Annotated in this window: 19 protein-coding genes; 7 read left to right on the forward strand and 12 right to left on the reverse strand. The window is 36.9% G+C overall.

The features are described from left to right. Nucleotides 1-476: 476 nt before the first annotated feature. From CWO92_RS19350 to pxpB, 3 genes are read right to left on the reverse strand one after another with little or no spacing between them, the layout of a single operon-like run. Nucleotides 477-1,247 carry a LamB/YcsF family protein gene (locus tag CWO92_RS19350; protein ID WP_101355853.1) on the reverse strand — a complete coding sequence of 257 codons (771 nt, stop codon included), beginning with the start codon at nt 1,245-1,247 and terminating at the stop codon, nt 477-479. 2 nt (nt 1,248-1,249) lie between these two features. Then, on the reverse strand, nt 1,250-2,260 hold the full coding sequence (locus CWO92_RS19355) for a 5-oxoprolinase subunit C family protein (RefSeq protein WP_101355854.1): 1,011 nt from the start codon (nt 2,258-2,260) through the stop codon (nt 1,250-1,252). Then, on the reverse strand, nt 2,257-2,967 hold the full coding sequence (gene pxpB, locus CWO92_RS19360; RefSeq protein WP_101355855.1) for a 5-oxoprolinase subunit PxpB: 711 nt from the start codon (nt 2,965-2,967) through the stop codon (nt 2,257-2,259). Before pxpB ends, CWO92_RS19355 begins: the two co-directional genes overlap by 4 nt. Nucleotides 2,968-3,256: 289 nt before the next feature. Between pxpB and CWO92_RS19365 the strand changes: the two genes are divergently transcribed. Genes CWO92_RS19365 through pcp form a run of 3 tightly spaced genes read left to right on the forward strand, consistent with a single transcriptional unit; the run spans nt 3,257 to nt 5,578 of the window. Further along, nucleotides 3,257-3,967 (forward strand): DUF969 domain-containing protein, encoded by a 711-nt coding sequence (locus CWO92_RS19365; RefSeq protein ID WP_101355856.1) that lies wholly within the window; start codon nt 3,257-3,259, stop codon nt 3,965-3,967. After that, on the forward strand, nt 3,964-4,917 hold the full coding sequence (locus tag CWO92_RS19370; RefSeq protein ID WP_101355857.1) for a DUF979 domain-containing protein: 954 nt from the start codon (nt 3,964-3,966) through the stop codon (nt 4,915-4,917). The genes CWO92_RS19365 and CWO92_RS19370 overlap by 4 nt, the downstream gene beginning before the upstream one ends. Before the next feature lie 13 nt (nt 4,918-4,930). After that, nucleotides 4,931-5,578 (forward strand): pyroglutamyl-peptidase I, encoded by a 648-nt coding sequence (gene pcp / locus CWO92_RS19375; protein ID WP_101355858.1) that lies wholly within the window; start codon nt 4,931-4,933, stop codon nt 5,576-5,578. 860 nt (nt 5,579-6,438) lie between these two features. Here pcp and CWO92_RS19380 read toward each other — a convergent pair. The 4 genes from CWO92_RS19380 to CWO92_RS19395 all read right to left on the reverse strand — a co-directional run bounded on the left by CWO92_RS19380 (nt 6,439) and on the right by CWO92_RS19395 (nt 14,251). Then, the gene (locus CWO92_RS19380; protein ID WP_101355859.1) at nt 6,439-7,908 is read right to left on the reverse strand and encodes a nicotinate phosphoribosyltransferase; all 1,470 of its coding nucleotides are present in this window, start codon (nt 7,906-7,908) and stop codon (nt 6,439-6,441) included. A 972-nt stretch (nt 7,909-8,880) separates the two neighbouring features. Next, nucleotides 8,881-12,399, reverse strand: coding sequence for a YhaN family protein (locus tag CWO92_RS19385; protein ID WP_101355860.1), 3,519 nt, complete (start codon nt 12,397-12,399; stop codon nt 8,881-8,883). Continuing rightward, on the reverse strand, nt 12,396-13,673 hold the full coding sequence (locus CWO92_RS19390; protein ID WP_101355861.1) for a metallophosphoesterase family protein: 1,278 nt from the start codon (nt 13,671-13,673) through the stop codon (nt 12,396-12,398). The genes CWO92_RS19385 and CWO92_RS19390 overlap by 4 nt, the downstream gene beginning before the upstream one ends. A 137-nt stretch (nt 13,674-13,810) precedes the next feature. Continuing rightward, entirely contained in the window at nt 13,811-14,251 is a 441-nt protein-coding gene (locus tag CWO92_RS19395; protein WP_235851640.1) for a nucleoside 2-deoxyribosyltransferase, read from the reverse strand. A gap of 401 nt (nt 14,252-14,652) precedes the next feature. Here CWO92_RS19395 and CWO92_RS19400 point away from each other — a divergent pair, with 401 nt between their 5' ends. Then, complete coding sequence (locus CWO92_RS19400) at nt 14,653-15,096, forward strand: YaiI/YqxD family protein (RefSeq protein ID WP_101355863.1); 444 nt, start codon at nt 14,653-14,655, stop codon at nt 15,094-15,096. Nucleotides 15,097-15,123: 27 nt separating this feature from the next. Next, complete coding sequence (locus CWO92_RS19405; RefSeq protein ID WP_101355864.1) at nt 15,124-15,681, forward strand: DNA-3-methyladenine glycosylase I; 558 nt, start codon at nt 15,124-15,126, stop codon at nt 15,679-15,681. A gap of 31 nt (nt 15,682-15,712) precedes the next feature. On the opposite strand, the gene CWO92_RS19410 is transcribed toward CWO92_RS19405, so the two are convergent. The 4 genes from CWO92_RS19410 to CWO92_RS19425 all read right to left on the reverse strand — a co-directional run bounded on the left by CWO92_RS19410 (nt 15,713) and on the right by CWO92_RS19425 (nt 19,020). After that, nucleotides 15,713-16,462, reverse strand: coding sequence for a DUF5694 domain-containing protein (locus tag CWO92_RS19410; protein WP_101355865.1), 750 nt, complete (start codon nt 16,460-16,462; stop codon nt 15,713-15,715). A gap of 260 nt (nt 16,463-16,722) precedes the next feature. After that, nucleotides 16,723-17,484, reverse strand: a complete 762-nt coding sequence (locus CWO92_RS19415) for a class I SAM-dependent methyltransferase (protein WP_101355866.1) — start codon at nt 17,482-17,484, stop codon at nt 16,723-16,725. Nucleotides 17,485-17,498: 14 nt separating this feature from the next. Continuing rightward, nucleotides 17,499-18,242, reverse strand: coding sequence for an aminoglycoside adenylyltransferase domain-containing protein (locus CWO92_RS19420; RefSeq protein ID WP_101355867.1), 744 nt, complete (start codon nt 18,240-18,242; stop codon nt 17,499-17,501). Between the two features lie 58 nt (nt 18,243-18,300). After that, entirely contained in the window at nt 18,301-19,020 is a 720-nt protein-coding gene (locus CWO92_RS19425) for an MBL fold metallo-hydrolase (protein ID WP_101355868.1), read from the reverse strand. Nucleotides 19,021-19,238: 218 nt separating this feature from the next. Between CWO92_RS19425 and CWO92_RS19430 the strand changes: the two genes are divergently transcribed. Then, nucleotides 19,239-20,354 (forward strand): CAP domain-containing protein, encoded by a 1,116-nt coding sequence (locus CWO92_RS19430; protein WP_101355869.1) that lies wholly within the window; start codon nt 19,239-19,241, stop codon nt 20,352-20,354. A gap of 86 nt (nt 20,355-20,440) precedes the next feature. Then, entirely contained in the window at nt 20,441-20,635 is a 195-nt protein-coding gene (locus CWO92_RS19435) for an alpha/beta-type small acid-soluble spore protein (protein WP_101355870.1), read from the forward strand. A gap of 1,179 nt (nt 20,636-21,814) precedes the next feature. On the opposite strand, the gene CWO92_RS19445 is transcribed toward CWO92_RS19435, so the two are convergent. Further along, a complete protein-coding gene (locus CWO92_RS19445; protein ID WP_235851641.1) occupies nt 21,815-23,113 on the reverse strand; it encodes an NCS2 family permease in 1,299 nt (432 codons plus the stop codon). Nucleotides 23,114-23,158: the final 45 nt, after the last annotated feature.

Raw genomic sequence — 23,158 nt, forward strand, 5'->3', positions numbered from 1 at the left:
GCACCCTCTTGTCCTTTAAAACTCTTCTAAAAGACAATTGCCTACCCTTTTGGCTCCATCTTGTCCTTTAGAATCCTTCTAAAGGACAATTGCCTTCACTTTTTGCTCTCTCTTGTCCTTTAAAACCTTTCTAAAAGACAAACACCTTCACCTTTTACTCCCTCTTGTCCTTTAAACCCTTTCTAAAAGACAAGTACCTTCTCTTTTTGCTCCCTCTTGTCCTTTAAAACTCTTCTAAAAGACAATTGCCTACCCTTTTACCTCCCTCTTGTCCTTTAAAACTCTTCTAAAAGACAATTGCCTACCCTTTTACCTCCCTCTTGTCCTTTAAACCCTTTTTAAAAGACAAGTTCCTACTGTCCACCCATGTCCGAGCATGCTCTTTCAAACTATCTGAATTGTATTTTCCTTTTCACCTCAAAACTAATGAAAAAAAATGGGATGAGGCACTTGTGCCCTCATCCCAGTGAGATCTTTTATTTCAACATTTCATTTATTTTTGTTATTTGAATTCCGGCTTGTTTTAGGCTGGTTGTGATGTATTTGGCAAATTCGAGTGCATTTTCGCCGTCGCCATGGATGCAGATGGTGTCTGCTTGGATTGGAACATCGATACCTTGGAGGGATTCTACCTTTCCTTCTTTTACCATTCGAATTACTTGCTGGATAGATGTTTCTTTATTGGTGATTAATGCATGTGGTTGTGTTCTGGGAGTTAACGAACCATCTTGTTGATAGGTGCGGTCGGCAAAAACCTCATTTGCGGTGTGCAGACCAATTTTTTGTCCTGCTTTGACTAGTTCTCCTCCTGCTAGACCAAATAAAATCAATTCTGGATCGACTTTGTATACAGCTTCAGCAATAGCTTCCGATAAAGAAGGACTTTTTGCAGCCATATTATAGAGAGCACCGTGCGGTTTGACATGTTGGATTTTTCCGCCTTCCGATTTAGCGAAGGCGTAGATAGCACCAATCTGATACACTACAAGATCATATGACTCCTGTGGTGAAATTTGCATATTTCTTCTTCCAAACCCCACCAAGTCCTGTAACCCAGGATGAACACCAATGCCGACGTTTTTTTCCATTGCCATTTGCACTGTCTTTCGAATTGTCGCAGGATCCCCTGCATGGAATCCACAAGCAATATTTGCAGACGTAACATAATCTAGAATTTCTTCGTCTCGTCCAAGCTTATAGGCACCAAAGCTTTCTCCCATATCACAATTTAAGTCAACCTTATGCATTTTCATTCCTCCCGAACAAGTTTTAGTAATATACCTTTTTTAAGCTCTTGCAGTTTTCTTTCTCTATGGATAAGTAAAAGCTGGGCCTCTTCATCCGTAATTTCTGAAAAGCGGATCATGTCCCCAGGTTTTGCTTGTGCTAATAATGATAAATCGACAGCGGCAACTTGTCCTATTTTTGGGTAGCCCCCAGTTGTTTGACGGTCTGCGAGTAAGATAATAGGATTTCCATCGGACGGGACTTGGATCGTCCCAAAACTGACAGCTTCGGATAACATTTCTGTAGGATGTTCTAATGATAATGTTTCTCCTTTTAAACGATAACCCATCCGATCAGAATGAGTCGTTACTTCAAATGTCTTTGAAAAGATATCCTTTTGACTTTTATAGGTAAATAATGAAAATTGCCGTCCGCGCATCACTCGAATAGTTTGCTCTTTCTTAAACATTGGAATAAAGTTCGATGCTACCGACCATTCCATTTCTGCGAATGATTCATCTTCCGCTTGTTTTTTCATTTGTAGCATAATTTTAGAAGAAAGCAGACTTTGATTGCAAACGGATACTTGATCTCCCGCCACTAAAGCTCGTCCTTTAAAGCCGCCAATTCCTGCACTAATATATGTTGATTTACTACCCATGACGGTAGGTACAGAAAATCCACCCGCAACTGCAAGATAAACGCGACAGCCTTCCTTTGGCTTGCCAAATCGAAGTTCACTGCCTTTTTTCACATAAATGGTTCTCCACATAGATATAGGTTTTCCATTTATTAAGGGAGTAAGATCCCCTCCACAAAGGGATATTAATGTATCCTCATGAAATTCCAGAACAGGACCAAGAAGAGTGATTTCTAGTGTAGGTGCATTCTCCTCATTCCCAACCAATAAATTTGCAATCCGATGGGAAAACGAATCCATTGCACCACTGACAATAATCCCGTATTTCTGATATCCATAACGTCCCAAATCTTGAATACTTGTGAGGAGTCCAGGCTTTTTAATCGTAATCATCCTTCTTTGCCCTCCCATTCCACGTATTCTTCATAGCTAATAGGTTTAAATCGGACTTTGTCTCCTGCATTTAACAAGCTTGGTACCTTGTCATTCGGACGGAAGAGCTTGATAGGAGTCCTGCCAATTAGTTGCCACCCTCCAGGCGTTGCAATCGGATATACTCCTGTTTGTTTGCCCGCAATTCCAACCGTTCTTTCCGGAATCTTCAAACGCGGAGATGGTAATCTAGGTGCGGCAATTTTCTCAGACATGCCTCCAAGATAAGGAAATCCAGGTGCAAACCCAATCATGTAGACGGTGTATTCAGCCGAGGAATGGATACTAATCACGTCCTCCGTTGTTAATCCATTCATACTGGCAACCGTTTCTAAATCAGGACCGAATTCTTCTCCATAGCATACTGGTATTTCGACTACTCGCGGTTCCGTATGTTGGTTTATAGTTATGTGGGATAAAATTTGGTGCAATTGCTGACATACATATTGTATGGGTGTATCTATATTTAAATGATTGATTATTATCATAGGATTATAGAAAATAGTCACAGTAGAAAACGCAGGGATATATTCAACCATCCATTCAAGAGGATTATCTTCTAAATAGGAAGAAATAGCTAGAACTTTTTGTTGTATTTCGAGATTCAATTCATTCCCAAGTTCAATCATCACTGCCATTTCCCCCAACGGATGCAAGCTGTATTTCATCGCCTCTCCCTCCTGACTCACGATTTTATATAATGTACCTAAATTAATAGATTATTATACTATTATATTTTATTTAAAAGATTTTAACAATTTAATTTATCTATTACCTTTAAAAGCAACATTAATCCTATCTCTTAAAGGCATAAGGTCCCATTTCCTTATGACGATGATAATGAAACATCTTATAAAAAGCTTTTCAGATTATTTTTAATATGATAAAATTCTACTATTATCTAAATAATATTTTAATATAGTATTTTCTAATAAATCACAAGAAAGAAGGTTTCATATGGTTTTAATAGGAGTTGCGTTAATCATTATTGGGTTTGCCCTTAGACTTAATTCACTTGTCGTCGTTACTGTCGCGGGTTTGGCAACTGGCTTAATTGCTGGAATGCCTTTAAAGGAGATAATCACTCAATTTGGGGAAGCATTTACTACCAATCGTTATATGTCTATTTTAATTGTTACACTTCCAGTTATCGGACTATTAGAAAGAAGCGGATTGCAAAATCAAGCAGGTCATCTTGTTTCGAAAATTAAAGCAGCAACAGCTGGCCGCATACTTACCATCTATTTATTGATTCGAGAAATTGGCGCTGCCCTTGGCTTGAATAGTATTGGAGGCCACCCTCAAACCGTTCGCCCACTTATTGCTCCTATGGCTGAAGGGGCTGCAGAAACAAAATACGGGGAAGTTCCGGAAGAAGAAAAAGAGGAAATTCGTGCACACGCGGCGGCAGCCGATAATATTGGACTCTTTTTTGGTGAGGATATATTCGTAGCAGTCGGTGCCATTCTACTTATGAAAGGATTTTTTGATCAAAATGGAATTGATGCCGATCCAATTTCGATGGCATTATGGGGAATACCAACTGCTATCTTCGTATTCATTGTCCATTCCATCAGACTTTACTTATTTGATAAAAAGCTAGATCGTAAATTAGGCAAGCGTGCGAAGAACGATCCATCATTCAGCAAAAAGGATGTGAGCAAATGATTTTTTCTGTTGAACTCGTTTATATAATTATGGGAATAATCGGATTATGCTGTTCTATCTATACCTTCTTAGATAAAGCAAATCCACGCAGACTTTTATCAGGACTATTCTATTTCTTATATTCTCTTACTTTATTATTAGGGAAAGTCATACCGCCTTTTTACATCGGTATAATGGTTATTATCATGGTATTAATCGTTGGTTTAGGAGGTCTAAAGAAAGGTCAATATGGGGAGGCATCTGCTGAACACCGTGAAGAACGTCGTAAACGCCTTGGAAATTTATTATTTATACCTGCATTATTAATTCCGATATTAACAGTAGTTGGTTCAAAACTTTTGGTGAATGTAAAATTAGGTTCTTTGCAATTATTAGACCCTGCCAACCCAACGTTGGTAGCATTAGGAATTGCTTGTATTATTGCCATTATCACAGCAATGGGATTAACCAAAAGCACTCCTAAAACAGCAGTTAAAGAGTCTAGAAGATTATTAGAAGCTATTGGCTGGGCTGTCGTACTCCCGCAATTATTAGCAACTTTAGGTACTATTTTTACATCTGCAGGGGTTGGTAAGGTTGTTTCAGACGTAGTGGCGAAAGTAATTCCTGAAACCTCCTTATTCTGGGTAGTTGTTGTATTCTGCCTGGGGATGGCGATTTTCACCATGATTATGGGGAATGCATTTGCCGCGTTTCCTGTGATGGCTGCCGGCATTGCGATTCCGCTATTAATTAAACAATTTGGTGCCAATCCAAATCAAATTGCAGCGATTTCTATGTTTGCCGGCTATTGCGGGACATTAATGACCCCAATGGCAGCGAATTTCAATATCGTGCCTGCAGCACTACTGGACTTAAAGGATAAAAATCATGTTATTCGCGTCCAAGTTCCTACTGCATTATTTGTGTTAGCTTTCAATATTATTCTTATGTATTTTCTAATAAAATAGGAGGAATGTTCAAATGGCAAAAAAAGTTCTCATTACCGGTTTCGATCCATTTGGAAAAGATATAGTCAATCCAGCTTTGGAAGCAGTGAAGAAATTAGAAGGCAAAAAATTTGATGATGTGGAAATCGTAACACAAGAGGTACCCACCGTCTTTCATACATCGATTAAAGTCGTCACGGAAGCTATTGAGAAACACCAGCCTGATGTTGTTATTTGTGTAGGTCAAGCTGGCGGCCGTACACAAATCACTCCTGAAAGAGTTGCGATTAACGTCGATGATGCCCGCATTCCGGACAATCAACAAAATCAACCTATTGATGAAGCAATTGTGGAAGATGGTCCTGTTGCCTATTGGTCTACATTGCCGGTAAAAAGTATGGTACATCATTTGAAAGAAGCTGGAATTCCAGCGGCAGTCTCTAATAGTGCAGGGACATTTGTTTGTAACCATTTATTTTATGGGCTAATGAACTACTTGGAAAAAAACGCTCCTCATATACGCGGAGGCTTTATCCATATTCCCTTCATTCCTGAGCAAACCGTCGATAACAATGCGCCAAGTTTGGGGCTTGATACCATCGTAAAAGGGCTTGAAGTGGCAGCGGTGGTAGCGGCTAATGAAAAAGAAGATATCCGCGAGGTTGGCGGCACGATTAGTTGATATTTAAACATATCAACCAGACAACATTCAATTATGTTGTCTGGTTTTTCTATTTAAGATAGAAACTTACTTTTAACAGCTACCTACCTTCTTTTCTGGTAAAAAATGTTCAAAAGGAGGAAATTGTAAATAGAATGCAAGCAGAGGGAAATTGTGGTTTACTAATCAATTGCCAAAGTGGGCTATCGTAGCTCATATCGTGCTTATACCCTTTTATTCCTTTTAGGTGCAGGATGAATGTAAATATCGATTATTTGGGAAAGGTGTATCCATTTTCTTATTGGTGCTTGGTTTGATTCCACTCGGACTTTCTTGCTCTCCGAGACTGTAACATAAAACTTTTAATTTGTAGAAAAGAAAGAATGCCTAAATAAATAATACTCTTTTTTGGGCGTTTCTGGATATGTAAATCTTCTAATTACTTTTGCTTTTTTGTCACAAATACATTGTTCGTTCTCATTATCATTTTTTGGTCTCCCCATTGAGAAATTACAGGAAAAGAATTTTCGGATAGAACGGTAACTTTTATGCAATAATGTTAACTTTTTATACCTACTTATTTTTATTTATATAGAAAGAGAGTCAAACGGTACTAGCCGTTAAGAGATGCCATTTTCCTCGCTGTCTGGATTTTGATTGGCGGCGTTCTTTCATCTGACCCACGCGACACCTTTCACCATGCTATTATGAAGTACTTATTCATCATTTATGGGTTGTTTCTTTTTGTGTATTAAATCACCAAAATATATAAATGGTTTCAAGTCATACAAAAGAATAAAGAAAAGAAAAAGATGGAAGACAGAGCGGGCTTGTGATTTTAATGTTGCTCGTCTTCCTTTTTTCAGGTTAGATGAGCTCTTTTATTTCTTAACACCGTTCGCAACCTTTTCTTTTACCTTTGCAATATTCTCCATCTTATTGTCCCAGCATTTTTGACTTAAATCTACTGGATATTCTTCTGGATTCATGGAACGCTTGTATTCCTCCCATAAAATGGCTAAATTATCTTTAACAAATTGTTGGATATCCCTTAATTTTGGAGCTTGATAGACGAGCTTTCCGTTTACAAAAATATCATGATGCAATTCTTTTGCTTCAAAATTAGTAACAAATTTTCTAATAAAGGTATGGACCGGATGGAACATTTTTAATCTTTCTTCTAGTTCCGGCTTTTCCTCCTCCATTGCAATATAATCGCCTTCTGATTTATGGTTGATGCGGTTGATAATTCGATAAATTTTCTTCAATCCTGGGGTCGTTACTTTTTCGGGGTTGCCAGATATTTTAATGGTATCTATCATTTCACCGTTTTCCCCTTCAATTGATACTAATTTATAAACAGCACCTAATGCTGCTTGATCATATGCAGTAATCAGTTTGGTACCGATTCCCCATGCATCAATTTTTGCCCCTTGAGATTTTAGATGCATAATAGTGTATTCATCTAAATCATTAGATGCAATAATTTTCGTATCTTTAAATCCTGCCTCATCCAGCATTCTTCTTGCCTCTTTTGATAAATAGGCCAAATCCCCGCTATCCAGACGAATCGCTTTAAAGTTAATCTTATCTCCAAGTTCCTTCGCTACTTGTATGGCTATTGGCACACCTGATTTTAATGTGTCATATGTATCCACTAAAAACGTACAATCTTTATGACGTTTAGCATATTTATGAAAGGCCGTATATTCATCTCTATATGCTTGAACCATCGCATGGGCATGGGTACCTGAAACCGGAATTCCAAATATTTTCCCTGCTCTCACATTGCTCGTTGCTTCAAAACCGGCGATAAACGCTGCTCTCGCGCCCCAGATTGCTGCGTCCATTTCTTGTGCTCTTCTCGTTCCAAATTCTATAGCCATATCATTGCCGATAACTTGTTTTATCCGGGAGGCTTTTGTTGCGATTAGCGTTTGATAATTGACGATATTTAGTAGTGCCGTTTCGATTAATTGTGCCTCTGCAAGCGATGCTTCCACACGTAGAATCGGCTCATTTCCGAATACTAACTCTCCTTCTTTCATTGCCCGCAGCGTTCCGGCAAACCTCAATGTTTTCAAATATTTTAAGAAGTCCTCATGATACCCAAGTTCATCTCGCAAATAAGCAATATCGCTGTCACTAAAATGAAAATCATTCAAGTACTCAATGATTTTTTCCAAACCTGCAAATATAGCGTATCCATTTCCAAATGGAATCTTTCTAAAATACAGTTCAAATACCGCTTTACGATTATGAATTTGATCATCCCAATAAGTTTCCACCATGTTTACTTGATATAAATCAGTATGAAGTGCTAAGCTATCATCCACATATTTATTTACCATCTTTGTTCCTCCCAATATAAAATAAATCTTAAATCTCTCTTCCCATATTTCCCTTTTTACAATGGTCCATTCTATAATTCCTTATATTCTCTAATGGTATAGATCTAATTTGAATATTTTTAGAAACATACATCAATGTATCTTTTGTAAAGGACTGGTCATTCGATAAATATTAATATATTGGTCTTTATACCCCTGCTAAAGGACAACTCACTCAATAAACATTAGCATATTGGCCTTTATACCCCTCTTAAAGGACAATTCACTCTTTAAACTTTAACGCATTGGCCATTATAAGCCTTCTATAGGACAACTCACTCGATAAATTTTAGCGTATTGGCCTTTATACCTTCACTAAAGGACAACTCACTCAATAAACATTAGCGTATTGGCCTTTATACCTTCACTAAAGGACAACTCACTCAATAAACATTAGCGTATTGGCCTTTATAACCCCACTAAAGGACAACTCACTCGATAAACCTTAGCATATTGGCCTTTATAACCCTCTTAAAAGACAATTCACTCGATAAACCTTAGTATATTGGCCTTTATAACCCTCTTAAAGGACAATTCACTCTTTAAACTTTAACGCATTGGCTTTTATCCCCTTCTTATAAGACAGGTCACTCTTTAAACATTAACGTCTTGGGTATTTAATGCCTTTACATGGAGGGGTTACCCAACAACCCATGAGGTCGTTTGCTTGTATATGTTTAAAAAAGACCGTTTTCCAATAAACCTTTTAGCTTATATGCTTTAGAACTTTTCAACATACTATCTTAAATGGGAAAGTACACTATATATATTTTATGTATTTCTTAGCGGGTTATTTGTTGAATATGGTAAATACTTCTTCTTTTGAATTTTATTTCTGATTATTGGCAATAGCTGAAAATGACTTTATATTTCACTATTAAACTTATTATATTAGAAATTATCCAGCAAAAAAAGGACAGTTTTCCTGTCCTTTTATACAGTTACGGTATTTAATTCTGTTAACTGATAAGCTGTTTCAGTGCTAATTCCCCTCATTAACTCTAAGATGCGATAATGATGGGTAAAGAAGATAATTTGAGTTTGGTTTGATAGTTCTAATAAAATTTTTAATGTTTCCTTCGAACGTACATCATCAAAATGAACAAGAATGTCATCGACAATAAATGGGATGGGTTCATTTTCTCTTACATAGTTTTCTATGCTGGCAATTCGTAAAGCTAAATAGAGCTGATCTGTTGAGCCATCACTCATGCCGGAGACTTCTACTCTTTCACTTTGATTGCGAACTCCCATAATGACTGGCTGATCCTTTTTGTCATACTCTACGGTTAATCCATCAAAGGAGCCTAAGGTTAAGCGTTGGAAGATTTCACTTGCCCGGCTTAAGATAGGACTTTGATTACTTTCACGGTAAAATTCGATGCCTTTTTGCAGTAGGATAGATGCCAATTTGTATGTGATGTACTCTTCTGTATAATTTGCAATAGCTGCTAACTTACTTTGTTTTTCCTCTGCAGCCTTTACCGACTCAAAATTTGCACCTTCTATCTTCACCATATACTCGTTTTTGACAACGCCATGGGCTTGTTCCATTTCCGAACGGGTTTGATCCAACTCTTTTAATTGCTGTTGAATTTCCTGAAGCTCCATTTCTAATGTATCTTTATTGGCAAGGTTCGCTTCCTCTAGCAGCTCCTCTAACATGCGGCCATTTCCAAGCTCAATCAATTGTTCTTCAATCTGTTGGATTTTTTCTTGGATATCACACTTTTGTTTAAAAGCGGATTCGATTTTTTCCAATTCTTCGATAGAATCACAGCCTGCCTGTGTAAGCAATTGTTCTAAAACTTTCATTGCATCTGACAGTTGCACCTCTGCTGTTTTTATCTTCTCTTTTGCTTGAGCTATTTGATTATTTAAATTGATCTGCTTCTCATTGGCAAGTATTGCTTTTTGAAGGGCATCATACATCTCCATCACAGCGAGGTCCATTGAGTATGGCACTAGATTGGTTGTAATGGTTTGATGGATGCTTTTCACACTAATTTCAAATGCTGCAATTCGTTCCTTTATAGCATTGATAACTTTTTCTGTCTGTTTGAGTTCATCATATTGATCAACACATGCTTCAAATGTCTCGAGTAGTTCTTTTACAACATTAGGAGACGCATCCATTGAAATACTGAGCTTTTCAATGGATTTTTGCCAATTTGCTTGCCAATTATTTAAAGACAGCGTTGCCCGCTTCTTTTTATCATTAGCATGGTCAAGCTTCTCTGCAATGATTTTTAACGTTTCCTGTACATTATCCCGTTTATTTTTCTCTTCGGTTAATCTCCTTCTCGTTTGTTCGGCGACACCTAGTAGTTCCTCAAGACTAGAAGTTTCAACGGTCGTTCCAAAAGCAGTTAATGTTTTTTCCAATAATGCAATGAACATCGCCTTTTTGTCATTCAACTCTTTTAATTGCATCGAGGTTATTTGCTTTTTATGATTTAAATCGAGAATGGCATTATATTGTTCCAGCCATTCCAACATTTCTTCCGGTGTTAAAGGTTGTATATGTGCTGGTTGCCAGTGTGCTATCCACTGCTTATTCCAATCATCCATCTTTTTCTTTTCCACATCTAAATTAGATGTAAGCATATATATCTTATTCTTACTTGCTTCAATATCAGCTAGAAGTTTATTTTTTTCTCCGACTTTTTCTGCTTCTGTACGTAGTTTATCCGCGATGTCATCTGCTTTCCGCATGCTTTTCTCAAAGGCCATATCAATTGGAGTGCCTTTTGAAAATTGCTCTAGAGCAGTCTGATTATATTCACCGCTATTGAGCTTTTGACGGATCACAATCCACCCTGCTTCACGGTGAGTTCTTGCGCCTTCAAGCTCTGATAATGTCGGAATGTCCGTTAGAGATTCCAGTTCACGAATTCTCTTCTCATACGTTTCAATTGCTTCCGTTTCTTCTGTAATTTTTTGACGAAGCATTCCCATTTCATAACGAATTTCTTCATATTGTTTTTGAAACTTCTTCACCGTTTCTTTTAAATTAGGAACCTTTAATTGCAATAATTCTTCACTTGACCCATCAAAAAGTGGTAGATTACGGATTAGATTTGCAAGCTGATTCTCGCATTGCCGCAATTGCTCTTGTAATTCTTTTTGAACTCTGTCTAGATTGCCTTCCGCTTTTACTTTATCGATGGCAGTTTCTAAAGATCCTAGATTTCCAATATCCTGTAAATACTGTAACACTGTTTGTGTTTTCGTTAGTTCTTTTTCAAGAGCTTCCAATTCTTCCTGTGCGTTCTTTTCGTTCGATTCTAATAAAGGCTTCTGTTCTGCCAAATCGCGAATGGTTTTCTTTAGTTCTGCGTGAATACGATATTGCTCCACAATATGAATATTATCTGTTTCACGACCAAGCTCTTTTAACATGGAAAGAATAGTTTGTTCTAATTGCCGGTATTTCCCTTCTTGAATAGGAAGCTGTTTCACGTCCTTTTGATAACTGGAGCTATCTCGATATAAGGATTCTATGAGAAACTTTTGATCCAAAATTCCTTCTGGGATAAAGATAGATTGTAATTCGCGTTCTTTCATTTGCAGCTCTTCCTCTGCATTTTTCTTGGCAGCTTTTGCAGCTTCTAATTTTTGCAAGTTTTCTTTCCGAAGCTCTTCCATTCTTTCCGGGAGGTCAGGTATATCTGAAAGCTCAGCATATTTTTCCAACATTTCTTTACGAAGTGCGATTTTCGGCAACGTTTGTTTTAATCGTTTTAATTTGCTTTCTTCTTTTGTTAATTGTTTTATATCTTCTTTTAACTTTTCTATTTCCTTCTTACCATCCAAAAATTTCCGTTCAAGCTCTTTCCAATCTTGGATTTTTAATTGATTTTCGGTGATATTTTTGGTTAGATCTTTTTCTTCTCTTAATGCACTATTAATAGCTGTTTTGGATTTGTTTTTCCCATAAAGACTGCTTGTCTTTGTTTCTAACTCTTCCAGTACATTCCGAAGCACATTGATTCCTGAAGCAGCTGAAAATAGACTTTGAGCCACATTCCCATCACTTTGCAAAAGGGTTTCTCCGCCTTCTCTAAGTCGAACATGGTCCAAAGCAAACATATTCGTAAATTGCTGCTCCGTAATGCCATTTAAAAAGGCTGCAACCATTTTCTCATCAAGAGGATTATTATTTTCGTCTAAAACCGTATTTTTTTGCCCTTTCCGTCGTGCAAATTGCAGTTTTTCCCCATTTGCTCTTTGCAGTTCTCCTTCAATTCTCAGTTTTGCATTGCTATGAAGGAAAGCATCTGCTGTTTGTCTTGGGAAGCCATATAGATAATTGGAAATAGAACGAAGTATCGTACTTTTCCCCGCTTCATTTGGGCCATATATTAAATGGAAGTTTTTATTCTCATCAAAGAACAGATGATAGTCTGTGAAATGACCGAATGCTTGTAAATTTAAATAATTAATTTTCATGCCGTTTCCACCTCAGACTGCGTCGTCAAGTAGTGTAAAATTAGCTCTTCCACTTCTTTCAGCCTTTTCGTGAGAATGGTTGGATCGGTAAAATCAAAAGCATCTTCTCCATTTTTTAATTCATAAGGCAATGCGGACCCCAAATCTTTAAATTCTTGGAGCAAAAGCTCAAATGTTTCCTCATCTTTACTTAATTCCTCCATGTATTCTAGGATGCTGGCAATTGGGGTGCTCTTTTCTTTCCATTCCTCAATATCAATTTGGCGGGTTGTTTCGATTTTCACCTTTTCAATCCAAATATCACCATATCCCACTTCAAGTGCCAATGACCGTAAATTATTGATTACATGCTCTCTTTCTACTAATAACGCTTGATGTGCATCCGTTGATCCGTTGATGCGAACTCGAATAGCTAAAAATCTGCCTTCAGAAAGTTGGTAGAGTTCCTCTAATTTTTCTCTTACCGCATCCATAACGTCCTGTACCGTTTCACAGGAAGATGCATCAACAGAACAGACCTCCCACCTAAGTACATCAAGGGAATGATGCTCATATTGATGGATTTGACCATCCTTTACTGTCACAATCGTACATCCTTTTTTTCCTGTTTCTTTAATATGTCGACCCTGTATATTTCCTGGAAAGAGAATGACTGGATTGCTTTCATGGAGAACTTCTCTTAAGTGGATATGCCCTAATGCCCAATAATCATAGCCCTTTTCCTTTAAGTCATCTAAGGAACATGGAGCATAACTTTCATGACCCTCACGACCTGTTGCGCTCGTATGCAATAATCCAATGTTGACATACCCGTCTATTTTCGTTGGATAGTCCCTTGCAATATTTTCCGAAACCGCCCTCGATGCAAAACCTTGCCCATGTAAAGCAACATGTAATTCTTCTATCAAAACAGTCTCGGGTTTATCAACAGAGAATTCGATAACATTTTCCGGAAGTTTTAATTCTTTCGTAATCAAATTAGCAGCGTCATGATTTCCGCGAATGAGGAAGACCTTAATATTTTCCTTTTGTAATCGGCTCATTTGGCTAATGAAAAATAATCCTGTATTATAATCCTTCCAGTCTCCATCATATAAATCACCGGCAATAACAAGAAAAGCTACTTTTTTATCAATCGCCAGATCCACTAAATGTTGAAATGCTTCTCGGGTCGCATTACGAATTTTCTCAACTGGCGCCCCTTCATACTTTTCCAAGCCTCTTAATGGACTATCTAAATGTATATCGGCCGTATGAATAAATGTAAATTCCAAAGCTAACCCTCCCTTTATTCTAGTTTTCTTCCATTTTACCATAAGAATGGACGACTTTAAGAATTTGATAGATGAAAAATCTTCTAGTAGTTTTCAAAATAAAAAGCCACCTATATGGTCGCTCTTCTTATAAATATTTAAATGACTTTTCCTTCATATGGGATATACGGCATATGTAAAAAATTATAAGATGCTACCTCCTCTACTCTATTTAAGTATGCATGTAAGCTATCCGAAAGCATTAAGTTAACCGGTGAACCTTTCTCATTGATAAGTATAATAGGCTTTTGCATTGCATACGCATACCCGATTTCAAAAGCTGTACCGCTGTCGACATTGGCTCCTTCAAAATCATGGACTGCCACCACAACATCTGCTCTTCGCAAATATTTTAGATCATTATGAAAGGTCACTCTTCTCCATTCCTTCGAGCCAAATGTCAAATGCTTGAATTGATGAAATCTAGCAGAAAAAATATCTATTACATATAGATTCCTCATCAACGCATTTTCTAGCCTTTGTACTCTATCAATCTGCTCCTGATTAAAAAAAGGGCTTGCAATGAATACACGGACCATTTTGAATTCTCCATTTCCCATCTAAGTGGACAGCCTCCTATTATCAAAATACAATCAAAAGTGAAATCAACACATTATATGTTCTAACTAAGGCGAAATTTCATGAATAAAAAAAAGAATCTATAACCAGGATTCATAAGAATAAGCACTTAAACAATGGATGGTTGCCGAAAAAGAACAGCAACATCTGATGGAATGATCACCCCATCTCATTGAATAAAACACAGCCCCTTGCGCTCACCACATAAACATCGTTAGCACAAAGTCATTTAGTAAACCATTCAAACTTTTTCAAAATCATTCATCTCTTATATTTTTTAAAGAATGATATGTATAAAAAAATAGGTTATAGTAAATTATAAGCAATTTACTGGATTTATTTTGTTAGAGGAGAATAAAGCATGAAAATATATGTTGATGCAGATGCTTGTCCTGTTAAAAGTATTATAATTTCGGAGGCGACCAAGACTGGTACACCTGTTATACTTGTTACTAGTTTTCCTCACTATTCATCGGAAGAATATCCCGAGGGTGTCGAAACCATTTATGTAGATACTGGCGCAGATGCCGCAGATTATCGGATTATGAAGCTTGCCGAAACAGGTGATTTAAGTATCACCCAGGATTATGGACTAGCTTCACTTGGTTTGGCAAAAGGATGTACGGTCCTACATCACAAAGGTTTTCTATATACAAATGATAATATCGACCAATTATTACAGTCACGTTATTTAAGTGCAATGGAAAGAAAAAGCGGAAAACGCACAAAAGGTCCAAAGGCCTTTACTAATGAAGACCGTGAAAAATTCAAGCAGCTTTTCAGAAAGATAATAGGTCTGGATTAAAATATACATGATGGAGGGGGAATGGTGATGAATCGTTGCGGATGGGTGAATCAGGATCCAATTTATTTAGATTATCACGATCATGAATGGGGAGTTCCAGTGTATGATGATCGGTTGCTGTTCGAACTTTTAAATTTGGAAGGAGCACAAGCGGGTCTAAGCTGGTATACGATATTAAAGAAAAGAGATAATTACCGAAAGGCTTTTGACAATTTTAAAGCAGAAAAAATCATTAATTATGATGAAAAAAAGATAGACGAGCTTTTACATAATGAAGGGATTGTCAGAAATAAGCTTAAAATTAATGCCGTCATTACAAACGCCAAAGCATTTTTAAAAGTTGTCGAAGATTTCGGCTCATTCCGCGATTACATATGGTCTTTCGTTAATGGCAAACCGATTCAAAATCATTTCAAGGACCTAAGTGAAGTACCTGTAACAACAGAGATTAGCGATAAAATGAGCAAAGAGTTAAAGAAGCGAGGATTTAAATTTGTTGGTCCCACAATCTGCTATTCCTTTATGCAAGCTGCGGGACTTGTTAATGATCATATTATGACATGTGACTGTTATAAAAGGAGATAAATGGAAAAGGACTCTTTTAGTCCTTTTTTCATTAATAAAGGTATTTTTCAACTTCTTCTAGCTCAAACATGCCGCTTTCATTAATAAAATTAGATAAAATTTCAACATGTGCCGCTCCAACGATGAGCAAGATACGTTCATTTGGACTTTCAGCAAGATCAGCAAGATTAGAAAACATGATTAAATTTCGCTGATACCACCAAATTAACCAATCCATACCCACATACTCTTCTGCTTCCTTGATTCTTGCAATATTAATATTTAGTGTATGATGCTGTTTGATTTCTGCTTTTTCATTATATTCACCATACATTTCTAAAATTGTTTTATAGTCCGAATCTGTTTGAGCAACTTGTTTATGAAGCCAACCAAAAAGAGAATCGAATAATTCTGGCTGATGTTCCTTTGCCCACTCATAAACATCCCCGAAACCTTTCTTCCCAACACCTTGCTCCATCCAGTCAATACAGTAAATTTCCTTATGATTCATTTCGGATGCAATTCGAAAACCTAGTTGATAGACTTCGTTAACCGATAATTCTAGATTGCCATCTATATATTGTTTAAACTCCTTATTTAATGAATCTTGCTGCTTTTTTTCCACTTCCACTGCAAGTTTGGTTGGATGGAACTTTTTCAAACGCTCCACAACTTCCTTTATCTCCTCTTGTCGTGTTTCGGATAAAAGATTATCCACTTCCGTTTGAAATAAGTCCGTTGTTTGTCCCATATGAAAAGTTCCCACTATTAAAAGTGTAGGTTTTCGATTTTTTGTATTCATCGTTTTCCCACCTTTTTATATATTTTATTAATACCAATTCTATAAACTCGGGAAAATACCTTTTTTCGAAGTAGGATCAAAATGAAGTAAGGAGGATAAAGAATTTAAAAAATATGTTGCAGCGTCTGGATCAAAGTATTGGGAAACCAGAAAAAGGACAAGCACAACCCGCCGTTAATTAGATAAAATGAATTTTAAAGTTGTCTAAACGTTTTCTCAATTGCCATCTTTGCCCCATACAGCTAAATATTCGTTAAATCCTATTTTTTTCTGCAAACATACACCATTTCGTAACTGTCACTCGTTATCGGTTCTTCCTTCCAATTTTTATAAACATCGATTATTTCGAAGCCATTTTCCGTTAGTAATCTTTCCATTTCTTTCGGAAACACATACCGTAACTTGATATTGGTTCTTTTTTCGTCAATAACTTCCCCTTTTTCATTCATAAATTTCCTTATCGTAATATAATGTTGAATCTGATCAAGAGCATCATAACGGCTTATTGTATATACATCTACTTTTATCTGGTTTTCTTGAAACGACCTCCAGTACTCTTCTGTACTTGGTTGCAATAATTCCTCATAGCTTGGAAATCTTGTCCCGAAGATAAAAATCCCATTTGGTTTTAACTGTTTGTTCACCGAAGTGAGCAGTTTGTCTTGATCCTCATTCGTTAGAAAATGTTGAAACGAATTGCCGACCATATACATAAATTCGCTTTGTACGTGCAAATCAAGACTGGTACAATCCTGTTGAACCCATTTTATTGGCAAATGGAGATTTTTCGATTTCATGTTTGCTGCATCCAACATTCCTTTATGTATATCAACTCCAATCATCTCATACCCTTTATCTGCAAGTGGAATGGTTGCCCTTCCTGTTCCGCACGCTAAATCTATAATTGGCCCAGCAGATTTAGAGGCCCATTTTAACAAGAAAGGTATTTCATCTGTAAAAGCTTCATTTTCCTTATCATATAAAATAGGATCCTCGTATTCCTGAAAATTATCTTTATCCATTAAGTTTTCTCCTCCTATCGATTTAAATGTATTGCTTCAGTCATGTATTTCACAAACTCCCTTAATTGTTCCGGATTCCAATCGATTGGAATACTGGGTTTAGAATATTGCGACAAACTTGCCTTTACCAATTCTTTAAAGGACTCTGGAACGTTCATCAATCCCCATTCTCCTCCTTCTTTTTTCGAGGAAATAATCCCTTCTCTCATATAGAGTAGGATCCTACAAAGATTTAATATGTAATATACTGGATGGTGGACGATATCCTCCGCAGCATTTTCGACATCAAATAGAATAGACTGTCGATAGTATTTTCGATCAATTGGCTGAAAAACCTCATGAATTGGAGCACCGTATATACATTTCCCTCTTTCATATGTCACAACAATATGTGCAGCTAAATCCGGGTCTACCGAATCTCCACAGAGGTAATATTCATCCTCTAAATATCTCTCCCTATGCATTTGGGAATAATGGAGTTCAAATGGTGTTGGATAACGGAACATTCGTAACTCTTTTTCTAATAAAATACTCATTTCCAGTTTATATTCACGTAGCTTCAAAATATCGTCGATTATTTTTTTCTTTTGCTGGATCGTTAACTTTTCGCTTACTATGATTAAGACATCAACATCACTTTTTTCCGATTGAAAACACCCCATTGCCAACGAACCGTGCAGGTAGACTCCTATTAGATTACTCCCTAGGTGATACGTAAATAAAGAGCATACTTTTTTCAAGAACTTTTCAATGGACATATATCCCTACCCCTTTTTATAGAACAAATGATGGCTCACAAAAGCCATCATTCACACGTTACTTGCTTTTTACGATGTTCTCAATCTGTTCGTTTACATTCTCATTTGTATAACCGCCATGATAGCAAATAACCGATTCAATATCATAGTCCAGGAATCTTTCTAATGACTTTAAAGCAGTGTCCATGTCAGGTGTATTCTTTGGAACCGGACCATGTAAAGTGCCATTTCCTATCACCATGGCATCCCCCGTGATAAGGGTTTTGCTTTCTTGTAAATATAGGCTTATATGGCCAGGTGTATGACCCGGTGTAAAAATCACTTCAATTCCTCCGCAATCTGGAAGCACTTGTCCATCTTCTAACAGATAATCAACTGGTGCTTTTGGAGGATTCAAATATAAAGCTTTCATTGGTTCAGGAATGGATTCCCATGCTTCTTTGCTTAGTTTATTAGGATCTGCTTTGATCATATGTTTCTCGCCTTCAATATAAGGCTTATCTTCTTTATGAGCATATACATCGATTTTCCAGTCGCATTCTTGTAGAATCTCTGGTAAACTTCCGATATGGTCAATGTCTTGGTGTGTTAAAATAATGGCTTTTAACTTTTCAAATGGAACCCCGGCATTTTCAAACGCGGCTTGAAGTGCCTTTACCTGTCCAGGCATGCCTGTGTCGACTAATATTGCCTTCTGATCATCCCATATTAAAGCAGGGTTGATTTGAAAGCCCTGGATATTTAATTCAATCATTTCCACATTCTTTGCTACTTTCATACATTTTTCCTCCTTAGGCAACATTACTTAAATTTTCCATAAAAAAATGGTTCCAAATTAAAGTTTAAACCGTATACTTTATGTAGTTCACCTAAATATTCTATCATATCTGCATAAAATCCTTTCTTATTTGCTCTCTAAAAATGGAAAATAAGATACGACTATGATTATATATTCACTAGATTGGCTATAATTTTAATAGAAAGGGAGGAAAAGATATGGCTCGGTTCCTTATGCTTGTTATTTGTGTTGTATTAGTTGTTTTTTCCTGGCCAACTATTAAAGACTTTTTACATAAAAAGGATTATCAGGAGAGTATTCATTCTTTGCAGTCTAAAATAAATGATTTAAAACATAATGCAACTATTATAGCTGGTTCGAATAAGGTACATCATTTGTTAGATCAACTTCGTTCGGATAATAGTAATCAGCCAAAAGCCGAAACAAAATCCGAAAAAATTTCATTAGAAACTCCAACTAAACATATCTTTTCTGTCAATAATATAGAACTAGGTAACACAAAATCATATGTAGAGCGTCGTGTCGGAGCGCCAAAACGTTCCACACTTAATGAGTATGGAGTTAACTGGACGGAATATCATCATCGGTATCAGCAATTTTTTATGGCAATGTACAACAAAAAGAATCAGGTGATCGGTTTATACACGAATCAAAATTTGATTTCTTCCACTAATGGCATTAAAATCGGCACCCCGAAACAAACCGTACGTGAAAAGCTAGGCACCCCTTTGACTGGAATTCAAAAAGGGTTCACCATTTATCAATTTGATAAAAAAAGTGATTATGATGTGTTTTTGGTCGATGATACATACGTAACGATTTTTTACGATAAGTTTCAGCAAAATAGGGTAACAGCGATACAATTGATTAACAAGAACGTGGAACAAGAGAAAAAAGGGTTTTATACGAAAGCAAGCACCGCATTAAAAACAGGGTTTGAATATCAATTATTTGATTTAACCAATGCTTCGCGAGTAATGCATCATCTGCCCATCTTATCATGGGATCAGCATGTACAAATTACAGCGCGTAACCACAGTAAAGATATGGCCGTACATGATTATTTTGATCACAATAATTTAAAGGGACAATCTCCATTTGATCGTATGCAGCAAGATCATATTGTATTTCTTCTAGCCGGAGAAAATATTGCGTACGGCCAACTTAGTAGTATTTTTGCCCATGAAGGATTAATGAATTCACTTGGACACCGCGAAAATATCCTGCGCAAAGATTATCAATATCTAGGAGTAGGAGTTGCCTTTAACCAACAAGAACAACCATTTTATACCGAAGATTTTTACGCAAAATAATGTTGGGGATGGATGGAAGAATGCTTGTTAGGAAATAGTAAGAATGAGCGAGTTTTTGCTCAAAAATTCGTCGGGAGTGATGTATCATGGCTAGAAACAAACTGTTGGTTCCTGGTGCAGATAATGTTCTGAATCAGATGAAAGAAGAAATTGCCAATGAGTTTGGAGTTCAACTTGGTGCAGATACGACCGCTCGAGCTAACGGTTCAGTCGGCGGCGAAATGACCAAACGTTTGATTGCTTACGCTGAACAATCATTAAGAAATCAACAAGGTCAATAATCCTGTGATTTCTAATGAAAAGGGTGTCCTGACAAAATCAGGACACCCTTTGTTTATATTATTAAGGCGAACGTAACTAAATTAGGTTGGAGCTTGTTTATTTTTGTAATGTTATAAAGACCAAGTGAACCTAGTTTTTCCCTTGTGTTGGTCTTTTATGGCCTTATAAAGACCATTAAGATCTAGTTTTTAACTTGTGTTGGTCTTTTGTAGCCTTAATAAAGACCATTTGGACCTGGTTTTTCCCTTGTGTTGGTCTTTTGTGGCCTTATAAAGACCATTTGGACCTGGTTTTTCCCTTGTGTTGGTCTTTTGTGGCCTTATAAAGACCATTTGGACCTGGTTTTTCCCTTGTGTTGGTCTTTTGTGGCCTTATAAAGACCATTTGGACCTGGTTTTTCCCTTGTGTTGGTCTTTTGTGGCCTTATAAAGACCATTTGGACCTGGTTTTTCCCTTGTGTTGGTCTTTTGTGGCCTTATAAAGACCATTTGGACCTGGTTTTTCCCTTGTGTTGGTCTTTTGTGGCCTTATAAAGACCATTTGGACCTGGTTTTTCCCTTGTGTTGGTCTTTTGTGGCCTTATAAAGACCATTTGGACCTGGTTTTTCCCTTGTGTTGGTCTTTTGTGGCCTTATAAAGACCATTTGGACCTGGTTTTTCCCTTGTGTTGGTCTTTTGTGGCCTTATAAAGACCATTTGGACCTGGTTTTTCCCTTGTGTTGGTCTTTTGTGGCCTTATAAAGACCATTTGGACCTGGTTTTTCCCTTGTGTTGGTCTTTTGTGGCCTTATAAAGACCATTTGGACCTGGTTTTTCCCTTGTGTTGGTCTTTTGTGGCCTTATAAAGACCATTTGGACCTGGTTTTTCCCTTGTGTTGGTCTTTTGTGGCCTTATAAAGACCATTTGGACCTGGTTTTTCCCTTGTGTTGGTCTTTTGTGGCCTTATAAAGACCATTTGGACCTGGTTTTTCCCTTGTGTTGGTCTTTTGTGGCCTTATAAAGACCAATGGGACCTGGTTTTTCCCTTGCGTTGGTCTTTTGTGGCCTTATAAAGACCATTTGGACCTGGTTTTTCCCTTGTGTTGGTCTTTTAAAATCATTCTGAAACCACCCTATACAATAAAGATAAAATATCCCAGAAAAGCCAGACATAACANAAAATCATTCTGAAACCACCCTATACAATAAAGATAAAATATCCCAGAAAAGCCAGACATAACACATAGATTAATGGATGTACTTCTTTCCACTTGCCAAGAGCAATCATGGTGATTGGATATAGGATAAATCCTAATGCAATTCCAGTGGCCACACTTGATGTTAGTGGCATCATAATGATTGTTATAAATGCGGGAATTGCAATTTCAATGCGATTCCAATTTATTTGTTTTACTTGTGCTGCCATTAAAGCCCCAACAATCATCAACGCTGGTGCTGTTACCTCTGATGTCACGATAGATAGTAAAGGTGAAAAAAATAACGCGATGAAAAAGCATACAGAGATAATAACAGACGTAAATCCAGTTCTACCTCCAGCTGCAATTCCAGCACTCGATTCCACCATCGATGCAGTTGTAGAAGTTCCCAGAACAGACCCAACCACTATCGATGCAGAATCAGCTAATAATGCCCTGCCAATATTCGGGATTTTATTATCCTTTATTAAACCAGCTTGACTGGCAATAGCAATTAAAGCTCCTGCTGTATCGAAAAATGCAACGAACAAAAAAGTAAAGATGACTGCTAATACCTTAGGGGTTAAGATTTGGTTTAAATGATGAAATACTATTCCGAACGTCGGAGAAATGCTAGGTATTTCACCAACAATATGAGCAGGTTTGTCTATTACTCCCCATAATATTCCGATAATCGTAGTAATCACCATTCCATAAAAAATAGCTCCTCCAATGCGTCTCACCATCATAATAATAGTAATAATAAAACCAATAATCGCCAAAATGGTTGTTGGTTTTGCTAAATTTCCTAAGGAGATTATGGTATCATGATTCGATATAATAATTCCTGCATTTTTGAAACCGATAAAAGCAACAAAAAAGCCAATACCACCTGAAATAGCATATTTCAAATCCTCTGGAATAATGTTAATGATCATTTCACGAATCTTAAATAAGCTTAATAAAATAAATAGTATCCCTGCGATAAAAACCCCTGTTAAAGTAGTTTGCCAAGGTATTCCCATTCCAATACAAACGGAAAAAGTGAAAAAGGAATTTAAACCCATACTTGGTGCAATTCCTATAGGGAAATTTGCTATTAATCCAATTAAAAGGGATCCAATAATCGCAGATAAAGCTGTTGCAGTAAAGACTGCTCCCTTATCCATTCCTGATTGACTTAAAGTTAACGGGTTAACTACTAAAATATACGCCATTGATAAAAAGGTAGTAATCCCTGCTACAGTTTCTTGCCTATAACTAGTATGGCGTTGATTAAAATGAAAAAAAGCTTTTACCAAAAAAATATCCTCACTTTCTTTAAAAACAATGCATCTTGTACCAGT

The sequence above is a fragment of the Heyndrickxia camelliae genome, assembly GCF_002844575.1.
Taxonomy (GTDB): domain Bacteria; phylum Bacillota; class Bacilli; order Bacillales; family Bacillaceae_C; genus Margalitia; species Margalitia camelliae.